This window comes from Franconibacter sp. IITDAS19 (genome assembly GCF_023079515.1).
In the GTDB taxonomy this organism is placed as follows: Bacteria; Pseudomonadota; Gammaproteobacteria; order Enterobacterales; family Enterobacteriaceae; genus Franconibacter; species Franconibacter pulveris.
Genome location: NZ_JALJCP010000002.1, coordinates 306,328 through 322,812, shown reverse-complemented (window position 1 = coordinate 322,812; position 16,485 = coordinate 306,328). Strand labels below are relative to the sequence as shown.

Here is a 16,485-nt window from a genome sequence, read left to right as displayed (position 1 = left end):
GATGACGACCACTAAGACGCTGCTCGGGCTGCTGCTCGGGGCGGCGCTGCTGCCGACCGCCGCGCAGGCGGCCTCCAGCGACACGATTATCTACTGCTCCGAAGCCTCGCCGGAATCCTTCAACCCGCAGATAGCCAGCTCTGGCCCGACTTTCGTGGCGAGTTCGCAGGTGCTCTATAACCGCCTGGTGACATTTGACCCGAAGACCAACACTCCGGTGCCTTCGCTCGCGACCGAATGGAAAGTGAGCGATGACGGCAAAGTCTGGACCTTCACCCTGCGCCAGGGAGTGAAGTTCAACAGCAATAAATACTTTAAGCCAACGCGCGACTTTAATGCGGACGACGTGATTTTCTCCGTGATGCGCCAGAAAGATCCGAAGCATCCGTATCACAACGTGTCGCAGGGCAACTACGAGTATTTCAACGACGTCGGGCTCGATAAACTCATCACCGACGTGAAAAAGCTCGACGATTACCACGTGCAGTTCACCCTGAGCGAGCCGAACGCGGCATTCCTGGCTGACTGGGGCATGGATTTCGCCTCGATTCTTTCAGCCGAATATGCCGACGCGATGATGAAAAAGGGCACGCCGGAGAACGTGGATAACTGGCCCATCGGCACCGGTCCTTACGCGCTTCAGCAGTACAAGGTCGACTCCCTGATCCGCTACATCGCGAACCCTGACTACTGGGATGGGGACGTGCCGACCAAGCATCTGATTTTCTCTATTACCCCGAGCGTGGAGACCCGCCTCGCCAAACTCAAAACCAACGAGTGCCAGATAATCCCGGCGCCGAGCCCGGTGCAGTTTGCGCAGATCAACGCGGATAAAAACCTGACGCTGCACAGCGTGGAAGCGCTGAACGTCGGCTATCTCGCATTCAATACGCAGAAAAAGCCGTTCGATAACGTGCTGGTGCGCCAGGCGCTGAACTATGCGGTAGACAAGAAAGCGATAATCAACGCCGTGTTTATGGGCAGCGGCAGCGTGGCGAAATCGCCCATTCCGCCGAACATGATGGGTTTTAATAAAGATTTGCCAGAGTACGGCTATGACCCGGAAAAAGCGAAGGCGCTGCTCAAGCAGGCGGGGCTGGAGAAGGGATTTGAAACCGATCTCTGGTCGATGCCGGTGCAGCGTCCTTATAACCCTAACTCGCGCCGTATTGCCGAGATGATCCAGAACGACTGGGCGAAGGTCGGCGTGAAGGCGAAAATCGTCAGCTATGAGTGGGGCGAATACCTCTCCGGCCTGCGCAAGGGCGAACACGCCTCCGCGCTGTATGGCTGGATGTCCGACAACGGCGACCCGGATAACTTCGCCGACGTCCTGCTGAGCTGCGACAGCATTCAGAGCGGCTCCAACGCGGCGCGCTGGTGCGACAAAAAATACACCTCGCTGATTGATCAGGCTAAACGCGAGAGCGACCCCGCTGCGCGCGCTAAGCTTTATCAACAATCGCAGGAGATTTTCTGGCAGCAGGCGCCATGGATACCGTTGGCGAACGGGAAAACCTTCTTCGCTACCCGCAACAATGTCAGCGGCTACAGCGTCAGCCTGATGGGTAGCGATTTCTCGAAAGCGAAGCTTAACTGAGGTTCACGCCGCGGCGCGAAGCCGTGGCGTGGTTAAGGAGTTCTCATGTCCCATCTGGATGAAGTAAAAAGCCGCGTCGACGCGGCGATTGGCGAGAGCGTTATCGCCCACATGAATGAATTGCTGGTTGCCCTGAGCGAAGATACGGCGCTCGGGCGCGAAGAACGCTACGAACAGCAGCAGCGGCTGCGTAACGCCATTGCTCACCACGGCCGTCAACATAAAGAGGATCGCGAGCGCGAAGCGGTGGAGCGGGTGGCGGCGTTGACCAAAGGCGGCAGCATAATTTAACGGAGGGAGCATGCATATTGCTTTTTTGGGCCTCGGCGGCATGGGCCAGCCGATGGCGAGCAATCTTTTGAACGCCGGTTATGAGGTGACGGTGTGGAACCGATCGCCTGAACCTGCGCAGAAGCTGGCGGAGCAGGGCGCGACGCTTGCGGCAAGCCCGGCGGATATCGCGTCTGCGACCGTGCTTATTACTATCCTTGCCGATGATGTCGCCACCGAACAGGTTGTTTTAGGGCAGGGCGCGCTGACGGCCCTTGCGCGCGGCGCTATCTGGATCAACATGGCGACCGTGTCGGTCGCGTTCACCGAAGAGATGGAAAGACGCGCCCATGAAAAAGGTGTCTCTTATATCGCCGCGCCTGTGCTGGGCCGTGTTGATGTGGCGGCTGCGGGCAACCTGAATATTTTGACCGCAGGCGATGCAGCCCTGCTCGATAACGTGCAGGAGATCTTCGACGTACTGGGGCAAAAAACCTGGCGCTTCGGCGACAGGCCTGCCCAGGCGGCGACGGTTAAACTGGCGGCGAACTTTATGATAGCGAGCGCCATCGAGGCGATGGGCGAAGCGTCCGCGCTGGTGGAAGCGTATGACGTGGGCAAGGGCGATTTTCTCGGCATGCTTACCAGCACGCTGTTCGCCGCGCCGGCGTACAAAAATTATGGCGCGATGATCGCCGAAGACCGCTACTCGCCGGCGGGCTTTACCATGAAGCTTGGGTTGAAAGATGTGCGTCTCGCCCAGCAGGCGGCGGAAAGCAAAAACGTGCCGATGGGCATCGCCGGCGTGCTGCGCGACAACTACCTTGATGCGCTGGCGCACGGCGACGAAAAGCTCGACTGGGCGGCGCTGGCGACCGTCAGCGCACGGCGCAGCGGACAGCAGTAATCTTGCGCGCCCGGTTTGCGGCCGGGCGCGGTTACTTATCCTTTCGATTTTAAGCCTCCACGTTGTTTCTCTTTTATTATTCTGAATAGTTGCCTCCACTACCGATAAGCGCTTGCTCCATCTATGCCCACCTGTATCCTCGGCCAGAGAATATGAAAAGGCACTGCGGCAGGGAGGCTGTTACGTGGTTAACGCAATAAGCTGGCGGCATCCATTTAATGAAGCATTTGGCGACGGCATTGTTTTTCGACTCTTTGAAACCGCCGGAATAGCCTATGCGGTTGGATTCGAGCACATTAAGACGATGCACGAGCTTTTAACGAAGGGGGTAGATATTTATCATGCCTGCCCGGATTTCCTCTTCCCTGTGAATGGGGTATGGACCGTAATTTTTGACAGGATAGATCCGCTTACACAACAACTATACGGATATCAGCACGTTGAGCATACCGGCGTAATGGATGGGCGAGTTTTGTTTAACGTTGCAAGCATAATTTTTGACCATTACACTGTATCCTGCGCTGCAGCCTATGTTTTTTCGGCAGCGAATGATTGTGAAAATCAACGTAAAACAGATTTAACAGAACTCTATTCCGCCTTGCTCGGTCTGGATGGACATCCTCGTAGCAGGTTATTTCAAAGGTTTGACGGCTGGTGCGCCTGGAGCGATACGGCAATAGGAGGAAGAAGTTATGTCGTCACAACAAAAAGTTATAAGTCCTTATAGCGCTTCGTCTGACTGTCTGAAACTCGAAATGGGAAGACGCCTTCAGGCAGTAGCCGGGCAAGCGTTAAAAAACAAACTCGAATCGGGTGAAGTGAAAGTCGCAAATGGGCGCGTTGACTTAGGCTCTGAACTGAAAGTTAAGCGTTCTGCTAATCTTCGGGCCAATAACGGCAAGTTATAAAGTTAGTGTAAAGCCCATGCTGGATGGGCTTTATTTTTTAGTCACACCGCATCAAAACTGCCGTCTCGCCACCAGCCAGGCACCGATAACCAACAAGACCGCGCCGGCCACTGGGCCTGCGAGCGTGCGAAAAGAGAGGCCGTGGCTGCGTACGATATCTAATACCAGGCCGCCTACCAGCTGGCTTGCGACCAGCACCGCGATAGTGGTGGCCGCCCCCACGTACTGATAGCCGCTGATGCTGGCGAACACAAAAAATGACCCCAGCAGCCCCGGGATCAGCGTCCACCAGCGCACCGTCGCAACCAGCTCGCTAAAGCCGGCCAGCCCGTTTCTGAACAACAAAATGGTGGTAAACAACACGATGCCGACCAGCGAGTTCAGCAACATGGCGATAAGAATGGTCGATGCGGACTGGGTGATGCGCACCATAATCGTGTTTTGCACCACCAGCCCGATACCTGCGGCAGTAAGGAACAGCAGGGTTAAGGAGGCGTTCATGGCAACAGGTCCGGCTCGCTTCGGTTATCGAGCTGCAGTTGCATAAACGTGAGATCCAGCCAGCGGCCAAATTTAGTGCCGACCTGCGGCATCTGCGCGGTAATGGTAAAACCGAGCTTATGGTGCAGGGCGATGGAAGCGGCATTCTGCGATTCAATGCCCGCCACCATCACATGTTTGCCAATTTGTCGCGCCTCGACGATAAGGTGTTCCATCAGCGCTCGGCCAATTCCTTTCCCGTGGTGTTCAGGGTGAACATAGACGGAATGTTCTACGGTATGGCGAAAACCATCAAACGCGCGCCAGTCGCCAAACGAGGCGTAGCCCACCACGAGGTTGTTTTCCTGCGCGACCAGCACCGGATAACCGGCATTGCCGCGCTGATAAAACCAGGCGAGACGGTTTTCCGTGTCGACCGTGGTGTCGTTCCAGATAGCGGCGGTATGCACCACCGCATAGTTAAAAATATCGGCAATAGCGGCGCAGTCTTCTGCAGTGGCGCGGCGGATTATCATCGTTGAACCTCGGCGTTCGTACACTATAATGTTCAGCTATGAATAATATCATCGACACATTAAGTCAACGGATTGGTGAGCGCATTCGCACGGAACGCGAGACGCGCGGCTGGTCGCAAAGCGAGCTTGCCGAGCGGGCAGGGGTTTCCCGCGCCATGATCCATAAAATCGAACGCGGCGACAGCAGCCCGACCGCCACGCTGCTGGGGCGCCTGTCCGGCGCGTTCGGGCTGAGCATGTCAACGCTGATTGCCCGGGCGGAAATGCAGGAAGGCAAGCTGTTGCGCTTTAACGATCAACCCGTCTGGCGGGACCCGCAAAGCCACTACCTGCGCCGGCATGTCTCGCCGCGCTCCGACCTGCCGCTCGATCTGGTGCAGGTGGAATTGCCCGCAGGCAGCGACATTCCGATGCCCGCGTCCGCCTACGCCTTCGCCCGCCAGCTTATCTGGGTGCAGTCAGGCGAACTGGTGTTCGTGGAGGGCGAGGCGCGCCATCAGATGCAGACGGGGGATTGCCTTGAGCTGGGGCCGCCTAACGAATGCCACTTCATCAATGAGAGCGACAGCCCCTGTGTTTACCTTGTTGTGCGGCTTAACAACGCCGCACCCTGAGGATGTTCTACTATTGGGACAGGTCTTGTCATCAGGAGAGCATTATGAGTCAACAACAAAACCGTCGCTGGGTGCTGGCTTCCCGTCCTCACGGCGCGCCGGTCGCGGAAAACTTTCGTCTTGAAGAGGATGTGATTGCCGAGCCAGGCGAAGGACAGGTGCTGCTGCGCAACGTCTATCTTTCACTCGACCCGTATATGCGCGGGCGCATGAGCGACGAACCTTCTTATTCCCCGCCGGTGCAGATTGGCGAAGTCATGGTCGGCGGCACTATCGGGCGGGTAGAAAAATCGCTGCATCCCGACTTTTCCGAAGGCGACTGGGTAGTGGGCTACGGCGGCTGGCAGGATTACTGCATCGCCAGCGGCAAAGAGCTCACGCCGCTTGGCAAGCAGCCGGAAAATCCCTCGTGGTATCTCGGCGTGCTGGGCATGCCGGGCTTTACCGCTTACATGGGGCTGCTGGATATCGGCAACCCGAAGCCGGGTGAAACGCTGGTGGTCGCCGCCGCAACAGGTCCGGTGGGCGCCACGGTAGGACAGATAGGCAAGCTGAAAGGCTGCCGGGTGGTGGGCGTTGCGGGCGGCGAAGAGAAGTGTCGCCATGCGGTGGAAAACCTGGGCTTTGACGAGTGTATCGACCACCGCGCCGAAGATTTTGCCGGGAAGCTGAAACAGGCGTGTCCGAACGGCATCGACGTTTATTTTGAAAACGTGGGCGGCAAAGTCTTCGACGCCGTTCTGCCGCTGCTTAACACCGCAGCCCGCGTCCCGGTTTGTGGTCTGGTGTCGGGCTATAACGCCACGGATTTACCGCCAGGCCCTGACCGGCTGCCGCTGTTGATGGGGACCATCCTGAAAAAACGCATCCGCATGCAGGGCTTTATTATTAATCAGGATTATGGCCATCGCATCGAAGAGTTTCGCCACGCCATGGAGCCATGGGTGAAAGAGGGCAAAGTTCACTACCGCGAGCAGGTGGTGGAGGGGCTTGAAAACGCGCCGCAAGCTTTTATCGGCCTGCTGCAGGGGAAAAACTTCGGCAAGCTGGTTATCCGTATTGACGGTGAAGAGGCGTAACCGGGAGGCGGCGGCTCCCGCCGCCTTTATTTCTCGCCCGGGCGCCGTTAAAAACAGAGCAGCCAGTCGCGCAGCGAACGCTGAAAACGCGCCAGCCCTTTTAGCGTAATAAATTCATTTACGCCGCAGGCGTTGCCGCCGCTGCCGAGACCGCCCATCACAAACGCCGGAGCGACAGGCGCGAAGGCGCTGGCTGGCGCGCATTCCGGCGACCAGGGCCAGATCTGCGCCCGCGCCTGCTGCTGTTGATAGCTCATCAGCAGCTCCATCACTCCCGGTTCCTCCGCGCTAAAGCGCATACCCGGATAGCTCTCGCCGCAATGAAGCTCTGCGCCGACGAGGTCCGGCAGCATCAGCCGTTCGCGCAAACGCGCCAGTAAGGCTTGCGGGTCGCTGCCCGGCGGCGTGCGCAGCGTAAACGCCGCGCAGGCTTCAGGCGCGATAACGTCCTGCCCGCCAGAGGCGGTTTTCAGTTCGCTTATCGTGAGCACCGCGCTGCCAAGCAGGTGCGCCAGCGCTTCATAAGCGCTGGCATTCAGCGCGAGGCGAGCGTTCTGGCCCAGTTGCGCTTCCGGGTTACACTGCTGCGCCAGTTCATCGAGCCATTCAGCCGCTTCCACATCCAGCGGACGCGTTTCCAGCACGCCGTTGGCCTGCGCTGGCACGATGGCGTTCAGCGCCTCGACCAGCCGCCAGGCGGGGCTGGCGACCCAGGCGGCGTGGCTTGCGTCAATCGCCGAGCGCGGGCCGCCCCAGTCGCCACCCTTAACCCGTACGGCACCCTGCGTCATGCCGGTAAAGCCGAGATAAACCCGTGGAACGCCGCCTTCCTGCTCGCAAAAAGCAGGGAAAAGCACCGCTTCGGCGGGCGGGATTGGGCAGGAAGCTTGCGCAAGATAACGGCGCAGCGTAGCGCTGCCGCAGGCCTGCTCGCCTTCCAGCACAATCTCCAGGTTCACATGCAACAACCCGTTTTGCCAGAGTTCGCGCACGGTCATTAACATGCCTGCCAGCGGCCCTTTATGCTTTTGCGCGCCGCGGGCGATAAACACGTCGCCCCATTGCGGAAAGTGACGCACGCCCCCCAGGAAAGGATCCACCTCCCAGCCTTCGGGCGCGGCGGGCGCCACGTCGTAACGGTTATAGAGCACCACGGTTACCGCTGCGCCCACGTCAATACGGGCGTGCACCAGCGGCGGCGCGGTGAGCGGCTGGTCTGCAACCGGCAACACGACGCGCGCCTCCACCTCATCCACCAGCCATTGCTCAAGCCAGGCGGCCAGATCGCGTTGGCGGGCGGGATCGCTCGCGTCGCTGCGCCACGGCGTCAGGCTCTCCAGCAGTTCAAGCGTCAGGTCAAGGGCAGGATGGGGCAGGCCGGTCATAAACGGATCCTCGATTTCAGTACAAAATGGTTCACTTTTAAACGGGCTGATCGCCGCGATCAGCAACGCCTGCGGGCTAACCTACGCCCGCGTAAAACGGCAGTTATGCTGTGCCGGTCAACTCCTGTGGTCTGTTTAATCGCCTCCGTACGCGCGCCGCATAAGGGTGTAAAGGTATTGCCACCGGGACGGAGGGTCAAATTTCATTTCCTCTGAGACCGCCTGTTCGCATCAGACAGCCGCCGTTCGCCGTCGCTAACGCGGCGAAAGTTTCCCGTTTTTCGCTGCGCCTTAAATAAGGTCTTTTCTGATAAACGCCGGAGATTAATGGTTTTCGTGCAAATTCTGTAACAACGACTTTACTTACATAAACTGGCGTAACGACATAAGCCGGACAGCAATTCGTGCGAAATGGCAATAAGGCGACAGAATGAGACGCGCCAGACGCCATATCGCGCGCGAAGCGTAGTACGCGTTATGACGGGCCGACAGCATACATTAGCAGCGGATAAGTAAACCCGGCGGCAACGGTAAAGTCAAAAAAGCGAATATACCGCCCGGCACTTGCGGCTTGCTTCTGTGACAAGTCGTTATTTTTAAAGGTTATGCTATGCAATCTGGCGTCGCTACAGCAGTATGTCTCACCAGGATAGATCGTGCTTGTTATATGGCAAATAAGACGGTTAAGCCTGCTAATACTAAGAAAAATTGAAGATAGGAAATAAACATGCTTGATCTGGAAAAAGCGCAACGCATGAGTCTCACCATGCAGGTTGAAGTTAAACTTAAAAACGCGCTGATCGTCGGCAGCTTGCGTCCCGGAGCGCGTCTGGTGACCAAAGAGATTGCCGACCAGCTCGGCACCAGTATTACGCCTGTGCGCGAAGCGCTGTTGCGTCTGGTCTCTTGCGGCGCGCTTAACGCTACGCCGGCGCAGGCGTTTCTGGTGCCGGAAATGAGCCTTGAGCGTTACGAAGAGATAAGCCAGATCCGCAAGAACCTGGAAAGTATGGCGGTGGAAGCGGCCATTCCGCGTCTTTCGCGCGGCCAGCTCGCATCGCTGCGGGAAATATACCAGCGCTTTCACGCCGCGAAACTGGCGGGCAACGTGGAAGAGGCGCTGCATACTAACCACCTGTTTCGTTTTCAGCTTTACGCCTGCGCGGAGATGCCTACGCTGCTGGACCTGATAGAACAACTCTGGGTGCGCATCGGCCCCTGCTTTAATTTTCTCTACCCCCAGTCGCCTGACTATGTGAAAAAGCATCACGACTACGATGACCTGCTGGCGGCGCTGGAGGAGGGCGATACCGAGCGCAGCGTCCAGGCCATCCATTACGCTATCGACGACGCCACCTATATTCTCAAAAAGCAGTATTTCGCCTGACGCTCCGCGGTTAGCCAATTTTTCGCTAACGACTGTTGAAATGATTGTTTCCCTTTGCGCCTCCCCGACGCTTTACTGATTGTCAATGCATCAGAAACAGGAGGAGGCGATGGCTTTCTTAACCGCACAGACCTCGCGCAGGCTGACCCGGCGCATACGCCGCGCCGCACGGGCGTTGCTGCTGCCACGCAGCAGTAACGACAGCACCCGTATGCTCGAATCTTTTATTCCCACAGGGCATCTCTATGGCATTGATTTCGGCAATATCGATCCGGTCTGGTATCGCAATCGATAGCGCGTTGCGACGCGGGATCCGGCTGCGCTACTGGAACGAACTGTGCGTGGCGGCAAAAGGGCCTTTCTCCGGCGGCGTCTGACGACGCTTTCGGGCGAAAGGCCTTTTTTTCACCGCTTTGCACGAAAGATACTCAATATTCTGGCCACGCAACCGATAACCTTTCCAGGCGCTAAAAAGCGTCCGCACAATAACAAGGAGAGGCAGGATGGCTGGTCTGGTATCCCGATTACGAAATATCCGCATCGCGCGCAAGCTGTCGCTGGGTTTCGGCCTGGTGCTGTTGTTGGTGGCGTTAGCCACGGCGCTGAGCGTGGTTCGCTTCATGGCGATCCGCGACGTCTATCAAAAAACCAACCTGGTTTATGAAATCAACATTGAAATCTTTCAGGCCAAAATCAATCGCCTGAAATACTTCTACAGCGGCGACGACAAAGCCCGCCAGACCATGGCGAACTATGTTCAGCATGCCCGCGAGCTGACCGCAGGCGCGCAGGCGCTCTCCTGGGATGCGGATGAAAAAACAATTATCAGCGATATCGACCGCGCGCTGGCGGCCTTCGACAGCAGCATTGTGGCGATGGCGAAAGCCACGGATGCGCTCAACGGTGTGCGGGCGTCGCTTGATGAGATGACGGCGAAAGAAGAGGCTGAGCGCTTCGGTCAGCTTATCCGCACGCCCGTCGCCGACCCGGCGCAGTCCTATAAAATTTATGATCTGCTGTTTGCTATCAGCAGCGTGCGCGACCACGCTCTGGCGCTGCGACTCGGCGGCAATGAAGCGGCGCTCCAGGGGCTCAGGCAAAGCTACAATGCGGCGCAAACGCAGCTTAATACGCTGATGAGCGAGCTGGACCCGTCGCTGCAGGCGCCGTTCCAGTCCTTATGGAGCGACACCACGCGCTATCGCGATCTCAGCACGCGTTACTATGAAGGCTGGAGCCAGCTGAAAGCGGCGGAAGACACGGTGAAAACCGCAGGCGACCAGAGCAGCGCGGCCATCAAGCAGATTATCGCCCAGGTGAAAGTTCAGAACGACGAACTGGCGTATAACTCATCCACAACCGCCATTATTATCGGCGCGCTGGCTATCCTGTTCGGCCTGCTGGTAGCGGTTTACATTATCCGTCAGATAACCCGTCCGCTGACGCATAACCTGGCGCTGGCGGAACGCATCGCCAGCGGCGATCTGAGCGCAGAGATTCAAACCGATCGCAAAGATGAACTGGGTCAGCTTACCCACGCGATGGGCGGTATGAACGCCCGTCTGCGGGCTATCATCGGCGATGTACGCCAGAGCGTCTCCCGCGTCGCCAGCGCCGCCAGCGATATCGCCACCGGCAACAGCGATCTCTCTTCGCGCACCGAGCAGCAGGCGGCAGCGGTGGTGCAAACCGCCGCCAGCATGGAGCAGCTGACCGCGACGGTGAAAAACAACGCTGACAACGCCCGCCACGCCAGTAAAATCGCCGCAGAGGCGTCGCAAACCGCGAGCCAGGGCGGCGACGTGGTGCGCGATGTGGTGAAAACCATGGGCGACATCTCCGCCAGCTCGCAGAAAATTGCGGATATCACCGCAGTGATTAACAGCATCGCCTTCCAGACCAACATCCTGGCGCTCAACGCCGCGGTGGAAGCGGCGCGTGCGGGCGAGCAGGGGCGCGGCTTTGCGGTGGTGGCAAGCGAAGTCAGAAGCCTTGCGAGCCGCAGCTCGCAGGCGGCGAAAGATATCGCCCTGCTGATTGATGAATCGGTCAATCGCATCAAAACCGGCAGCGAACGCGCCGCCCGCGCAGGCGAAACCATTGAGCAGGTGGTGAGCTCCGTTACCCGGGTGAACGACATTATGGGCGAAATTTCTTCCGCCTCCGAAGAGCAGAGCCGCGGCATTGAGCAGATCTCCCGCGCCGTGAGCGAACTGGACGCCACCACCCAGCAGAACGCGCAACTGGTCATGGCCTCGTCCACTTCCGCCCAGGCCCTGGAAGAGCAGGCGAGCCTGCTGGCGCAACTGGTGGCGACATTCCGTCTGGCGGAAAACGACGCAGCGGCCAGGGCGGCGCGCGCGAAAGCGCCGCTAAGCCCCCCAGCGCCGCAAAGCCGCCCTGCGGCCCCGCAGCCTGCAGCGAAACGCGCCGCTACGCTGGATGAGGGCTGGACGACCTTTTGATCTGAACGCCTCTGAAAACGCCCGGTTCGCCGGGCGTTTTTTTCTGTTTTTTCCGCTCGCGGCGTCGCGGTTGTCCGGGGCGCGACGTCCCCTCCTGTACTAAGCTTTTGTTACCTTCAATAAATCAGGATAACGACATGACAAAAAACGCCTTTGTCGCTGTCGTGACCGGCGGAAGTTCAGGTGTCGGACGCGCGACGGCAGACTATTTTGCGGCTTCAGGCTATGACGTCGCTGTCATTGCCCGGGGAGAACAGGGTATTGCGGATACGGTAAAGGAGCTTGAGCGCCACGGCGGCAGGGCGCTTGGCGTCAGCGCCGACGTGGCCGACCCGCAGCAGATAAGCAACGCGGCCCAGCGCGTGGAAGAGGAGCTTGGCCCCATCGCGGTCTGGATAAACTGCGCGATGACCACGGTGCTGGCGCCGGTGGAAGAGATGAGCGCCGATGAGTATCGCCGCGTAACGGAAGTGACCTATCTTGGCACCGTCAACGGCACGCGCGCGGCGCTGCGCTACATGCAGGAGCGCAACAGCGGCACCATTGTGCAGGTCGGCTCCGCGCTGGCGCTGCGCTCCATCCCGTTGCAGTCTGCCTACTGCGGCGCGAAGGCGGCGGTGCGCGCCTTCACCGATTCGCTGCGCTGCGAGCTGCTGCATCAAAAGAGCGGCGTGCGGCTAACCATGGTGCAGTTACCGGCGGTGAACACCACCCAGTTCAACTGGGCGCGTAATAAATTTCATCACCGGATGCAGCCCGTGGCGCCGGTCTATCAGCCGGAAGTGGCGGCAAAAGCGATTTATAACGCCGCCGTGGCGCGACTAACGCCCCGCGAGGTCTGGCTTGGCAAAAGCACCATCATGTCCATTGTCGGCAATATGTTTTTCCCCGGCCTGCTGGACCGTATGCTGGCGAAAAAGGCCTGGCAGGGGCAGCTTACGGATGAGATAGAACCGGCAATGCGTGACGATTATCTGTTCCGCCCGCTGGAGAATGGGCACCAGGCCCACGGCCGGTTCGACCGCCAGGCCCGCGCAAAAGCGATATCGGTAGATTCAAGGGTCATGGGCGTGGCGGCGGTGGCGGTAGTCGGGCTGGTGCTGCGCGGGCTTTGCCGGCGCCGTTAACTTAGCGCAGGCGCAGCCAGCGGTAACCGTGGCCGTTTAGCGCCAGTTCACGGGAAACTGGCGGATATTCCCCGTCCGCCAGAATTTCCACCGCCTCTTGCAGATTCAACTCCCCCAGCTCGACGACAACCGGCTCAGCGCTCAGGTTGGCGAACATCAGCGTGGCGTAGCCTTCGCCCTGATAGCGGGCGGCGAAAACGCTCTGCTGCGGCACGGTGAAAGGGTGGAAATGGTGGTAACAGACTTCCGGCAGCGTGCGCCAGGTTTCAGCAATGCGGCGGATGCGGTGCAGCAGGGAGTCTTCCCGCGCCAGTTGCTCCTCAACATTAATTTTTTGATAACCGAACGGCCCGTCCGTAATCAGGGGCGAGACAAAACGCGCCGGGCGGGCGGTGGAAAAGCCGGCGCCGGGTGAATCGTTCCACTGCATCGGCGAGCGTACCGATTCGCGCTCCGGCTGGCTCAGGTTATCCCCCATGCCTGTCTCCGCGCCGTAGCGAACAGCAGGCGTGCCGGGCAGCGAAAAGAGCAGGGCGTGGGCCAGCGCCTGGTGGCGCTCGTCGCCATCAAGCATCGGCGCCAGACGGCGGCGGATGCCGCGCCCGTAGATGCGCATATTCTCGTCGGGGGCGTATTTATCCATGACGAAGTTAAAATCTTCTTCGCTCAGGTCTTCCATATCCAGTTCATCATGGTTGCGAAGCCAGAAGCAGTAGCCGCCATGCTCCGGCGGCAGCGGCAGCTCGTTGAGCGCGGCGACCAGCGGCTGCGCGTTTTCCCGCGCCAGCGCCAGAAAAATATTTTTGTTGATCCAGAAATTAAGCAGGGTGGTAAGACGGTCGCCGTCGCCGAAATAGTGGGTGAACTCGTCAACGTTAACGTCCACCTCACCCAGCAGCATCAGCTCCGGACGGTGACGTTCCAGCAGGGCGTGAACGTGGTTGAAAAATCGGTAGCCCTTTTCTTTATCGCCGTTACCCGCCTGTTCCACCATGTGCGACGCGGCATCGATGCGAAAACCCGCCACCCCTTTTTCCACCCAGTGTTCGAGAATGCGGTCAACCTCGTGCAGCACGTGCGGATTGGCGAGGTTAAGGTCCGGCTCGTGGTGATAAAAGAGGTGACGGTAATGGCTTTGCGCTTCGTCGTCCCAGCGCCAGATATGCGGCTCAACGGTGGGAAACATCGGCCTGGGCTCATCCGGCCCGCCGTTTTTCGACCACAGGTAGTAGTCCCGGTAGGGGCCGCTTTCGTTTTTACGCGCCTCCTGAAACCAGTAGTGGGTGTCAGAGGTGTGCTGCGCCACCAGTTCGATAATCACCCGCATATCCCGCTTGCGCGCTTCGGCCAGCAGCCAGTCGATATCCTCCGGCTCGCCAAGACGCGGGTCGATGGAGAGATGGTCTTCTACGTCGTAGCCGTTGTCCCGCCGGGGCGAGACATAAAAAGGCGTGAGCCACAGCGCCGTGACGCCGAGCGAGGCAATGTAATCCAGCTTCTGGATAATGCCGCGAATATCGCCCCAGCCATCGCCGTTGCTGTCGTAAAAGCGGCTGGGATCTATCTGATATATCACTGCGTTCTGGTGCCAGACGCGCCCCATAAGCGGCTCCTTCACAATAAAAGAGGGAAGGTTTCAGTATAGGCGGTGCTGTGAACCAGGCAGGGAAGACGGGTGTCGGCTGAACATTGTTTACCTCCGTTTTCACCGCCATTTCGTGAGCTGTACACCAGATGGACACAGATCTGTACAGAAAAACGGCATATCAAATCACATTTATTTAACTTTTTATTTGCATAATGAACCAGTTGATACAATTCTGAATCTCACCCTTAAGCTGTGAGAGATCAACATGCAACGTTCAATTGCGACCGTTTCTGTCTCCGGAACGCTGCCGGAGAAACTTAACGCCATTGCCGCCGCCGGGTTCGACGGTGTGGAGATTTTTGAAAACGACCTCCTTTATTACCCCGGCTCGCCCGCCGACGTGCGCCAGATGTGCGCTGACCTGGGGCTTACCATCACGCTGTTCCAGCCGTTTCGCGATTTCGAAGGCATGTCGCGCCAGCAGTTCGCCGCCAACCTGGAGCGCGCGCGCCGCAAGTTCGACCTGATGCAGCAGCTGGGCTGCGACAAAATGCTGCTGTGCAGCAACGTGTCGCCGCAAACCTCATCGAGCTTTGATTTGCAGGTTAGCGATCTCGCGGAGATCGCCGCGCTGGCGCAGCAGTTTGCGATAGAAGTGGGCTACGAAGCGCTGGCCTGGGGCACACACGTAAACCGTTTTCGCGACGCCTGGGCGCGGGTGAAGGCGGTCGACAGCCCGGCGCTCGGCATCGTGCTCGACAGCTTTCATATCCTCGCGCGCGGCGACCGGCTTGGCGCAATGGAAGATATTCCGGTGGAGAAAATCACCTTTTTGCAACTTGCCGACGCGCCGCTGATGAAAATGGATGTGCTGGAGTGGAGCCGCCATTTCCGCTGCTTCCCGGGCCAGGGCGAGCTGCCGCTGGCGGAGTTCGCCCGCGACCTCACCGCCAAAGGCTACCGCGGCCCCTGGTCGCTGGAGATCTTCAACGACGGTTTTCGCGCGTTTCCCACCGCGCCCACGGCGAAAGATGGCTACCGCTCGCTGCTCTGGCTTGAGGAGCAGACCCGCAAGCGTCTGCCGGATAGCGACGCGCCGCTCTTTTCCTCGGCGCCGCTCGCCCGCTACGACGGCGTGGAGTTTATCGAATTCGCCGCAAGCGAAGACGACGCTTGCGCCCTTGGCGCGGCGCTGCGCCCGCTCGGTTTTGCCCAGGCGGGCGAACATCGCTCGAAAAAGGTTGAGCTGTGGCGCAACGGCGGAGCCAACGTCATTATCAACCACCAGCCCCACAGCTGGGCGGATAACTTCTACCAGCGCCACGGCGTATCGCTATGCGCGCAGGCCTGGCGGGTGAAGGGCGCGGCGCAACTGCTTAAGCGGGCGCAGGATTATGGCTATCCGCTCTGGCAGGAGGCGCACGGGCCGGACGAGCGTGAGCTGCCCGCCATCTGCGCCCCTGACGGCAGCCTTATCTACCTGATTGAATCGGCAGGCGAAGAGGGCTGGCACGCCGATTTTCATCTGCAACCGACGCCGAATAAAGATTTCACCGGTATCGACCATCTGGCGCTTGGCCTGCCGGAAGGCAGCCGCGACAACTGGGTAATGTTCTTTCGCTCGGTGTTCGGTTTTGAGCTCGACAGCGAGTACAGCCTGCCGGACCCGTATGGGCTGGTGCGCAGCCAGGTGCTGCACAGCCCGTGCCGCACCATCCGGCTGCCGCTCAATATGTCCCAGAGCCGCGACACGCAGATTGCCCGCTCGGTGGCGAGCTATCAGGGCAGCGGGCTTCAGCACGTCGCGTTCGCCGCGAACGATCTGCTGACCACCGTGACACGGCTGGAAGCGCAGGGTATGCAGCCGCTTGCGGTGCCAGCCAACTATTACGACGACCTGCTGGCGCGCTACGGCGAGAGCGGCGGGCTGCTGGCGACGCTGCCTGCGCTGCAGGCGCTTTATGAGCGCGACGATCGCGGCAACGCGTTTTTGCATATCTACACGCCGCCATTTCGCGAGGGGCGCTTTTTCTTTGAAATAGTGGAGCGTAAGGGAGATTACCAGCAATACGGCGCAAGCAATGCCGCCGTTCGGCTTGCCGCCATGCAAACACATCAGTAGCATAACCCGCCGTGGAC

16 protein-coding genes are annotated in these 16,485 nt (G+C 59.1%); 12 read left to right on the top strand and 4 right to left on the bottom strand.

The window, feature by feature from the left end:
- Position 1: 1 nt before the first annotated feature.
- From MT962_RS07400 to MT962_RS07380, 5 genes are all read left to right on the top strand, one after another.
- Positions 2-1,600 (top strand): ABC transporter substrate-binding protein, encoded by a 1,599-nt coding sequence (locus tag MT962_RS07400; protein ID WP_024557560.1) that lies wholly within the window; start codon positions 2-4, stop codon positions 1,598-1,600.
- Positions 1,601-1,645: 45 nt separating this feature from the next.
- Positions 1,646-1,891, top strand: a complete 246-nt coding sequence (locus MT962_RS07395) for a DUF2526 family protein (RefSeq protein ID WP_024557561.1) — start codon at positions 1,646-1,648, stop codon at positions 1,889-1,891.
- A gap of 10 nt (positions 1,892-1,901) precedes the next feature.
- Positions 1,902-2,777, top strand: a complete 876-nt coding sequence (locus MT962_RS07390) for an NAD(P)-dependent oxidoreductase (RefSeq protein WP_247365294.1) — start codon at positions 1,902-1,904, stop codon at positions 2,775-2,777.
- Positions 2,778-2,961: 184 nt separating this feature from the next.
- On the top strand, positions 2,962-3,504 hold the full coding sequence (locus MT962_RS07385; protein WP_247365293.1) for a hypothetical protein: 543 nt from the start codon (positions 2,962-2,964) through the stop codon (positions 3,502-3,504).
- Entirely contained in the window at positions 3,470-3,685 is a 216-nt protein-coding gene (locus tag MT962_RS07380; RefSeq protein WP_024557563.1) for a hypothetical protein, read from the top strand. Before MT962_RS07385 ends, MT962_RS07380 begins: the two co-directional genes overlap by 35 nt.
- Positions 3,686-3,736: 51 nt before the next feature.
- On the opposite strand, the gene MT962_RS07375 is transcribed toward MT962_RS07380, so the two are convergent.
- Positions 3,737-4,186: a DMT family transporter gene (locus MT962_RS07375; RefSeq protein ID WP_024557564.1), complete on the bottom strand. Its 450-nt coding sequence runs from the start codon at positions 4,184-4,186 to the stop codon at positions 3,737-3,739.
- Positions 4,183-4,701, bottom strand: a complete 519-nt coding sequence (locus MT962_RS07370) for a GNAT family N-acetyltransferase (RefSeq protein WP_247365292.1) — start codon at positions 4,699-4,701, stop codon at positions 4,183-4,185. Before MT962_RS07370 ends, MT962_RS07375 begins: the two co-directional genes overlap by 4 nt.
- A gap of 38 nt (positions 4,702-4,739) precedes the next feature.
- Between MT962_RS07370 and MT962_RS07365 the strand changes: the two genes are divergently transcribed.
- A complete protein-coding gene (locus tag MT962_RS07365; protein ID WP_024557566.1) occupies positions 4,740-5,315 on the top strand; it encodes a helix-turn-helix domain-containing protein in 576 nt (191 codons plus the stop codon).
- A gap of 44 nt (positions 5,316-5,359) precedes the next feature.
- Positions 5,360-6,394, top strand: coding sequence for an NADP-dependent oxidoreductase (locus MT962_RS07360; RefSeq protein ID WP_024557567.1), 1,035 nt, complete (start codon positions 5,360-5,362; stop codon positions 6,392-6,394).
- A gap of 47 nt (positions 6,395-6,441) precedes the next feature.
- Here MT962_RS07360 and MT962_RS07355 read toward each other — a convergent pair whose 3' ends face one another.
- Positions 6,442-7,779, bottom strand: coding sequence for a M20/M25/M40 family metallo-hydrolase (locus MT962_RS07355; protein ID WP_247365291.1), 1,338 nt, complete (start codon positions 7,777-7,779; stop codon positions 6,442-6,444).
- Between the two features lie 727 nt (positions 7,780-8,506).
- Here MT962_RS07355 and MT962_RS07350 point away from each other — a divergent pair.
- The 4 genes from MT962_RS07350 (at position 8,507) to MT962_RS07335 (ending at position 12,758) form a co-directional block, all read left to right on the top strand.
- The gene (locus tag MT962_RS07350) at positions 8,507-9,166 is read left to right on the top strand and encodes a GntR family transcriptional regulator (RefSeq protein ID WP_024557569.1); all 660 of its coding nucleotides are present in this window, start codon (positions 8,507-8,509) and stop codon (positions 9,164-9,166) included.
- A gap of 109 nt (positions 9,167-9,275) precedes the next feature.
- The gene (locus MT962_RS07345) at positions 9,276-9,461 is read left to right on the top strand and encodes a hypothetical protein (protein WP_024557570.1); all 186 of its coding nucleotides are present in this window, start codon (positions 9,276-9,278) and stop codon (positions 9,459-9,461) included.
- Positions 9,462-9,669: 208 nt separating this feature from the next.
- Positions 9,670-11,631, top strand: a complete 1,962-nt coding sequence (locus tag MT962_RS07340) for a methyl-accepting chemotaxis protein (RefSeq protein ID WP_024557571.1) — start codon at positions 9,670-9,672, stop codon at positions 11,629-11,631.
- A 137-nt stretch (positions 11,632-11,768) separates the two neighbouring features.
- Complete coding sequence (locus MT962_RS07335) at positions 11,769-12,758, top strand: SDR family oxidoreductase (protein ID WP_024557572.1); 990 nt, start codon at positions 11,769-11,771, stop codon at positions 12,756-12,758.
- Position 12,759: 1 nt separating this feature from the next.
- Here the strand turns inward: MT962_RS07335 and MT962_RS07330 are convergent, their stop codons facing one another.
- Entirely contained in the window at positions 12,760-14,361 is a 1,602-nt protein-coding gene (locus MT962_RS07330; protein WP_247365290.1) for an alpha-amylase family protein, read from the bottom strand.
- A gap of 250 nt (positions 14,362-14,611) precedes the next feature.
- On the opposite strand from MT962_RS07330, the gene MT962_RS07325 reads away from it, so the two are divergent.
- Positions 14,612-16,468: a sugar phosphate isomerase/epimerase and 4-hydroxyphenylpyruvate domain-containing protein gene (locus MT962_RS07325; protein ID WP_247365288.1), complete on the top strand. Its 1,857-nt coding sequence runs from the start codon at positions 14,612-14,614 to the stop codon at positions 16,466-16,468.
- The last annotated feature ends 17 nt before the right edge of the window (positions 16,469-16,485 follow it).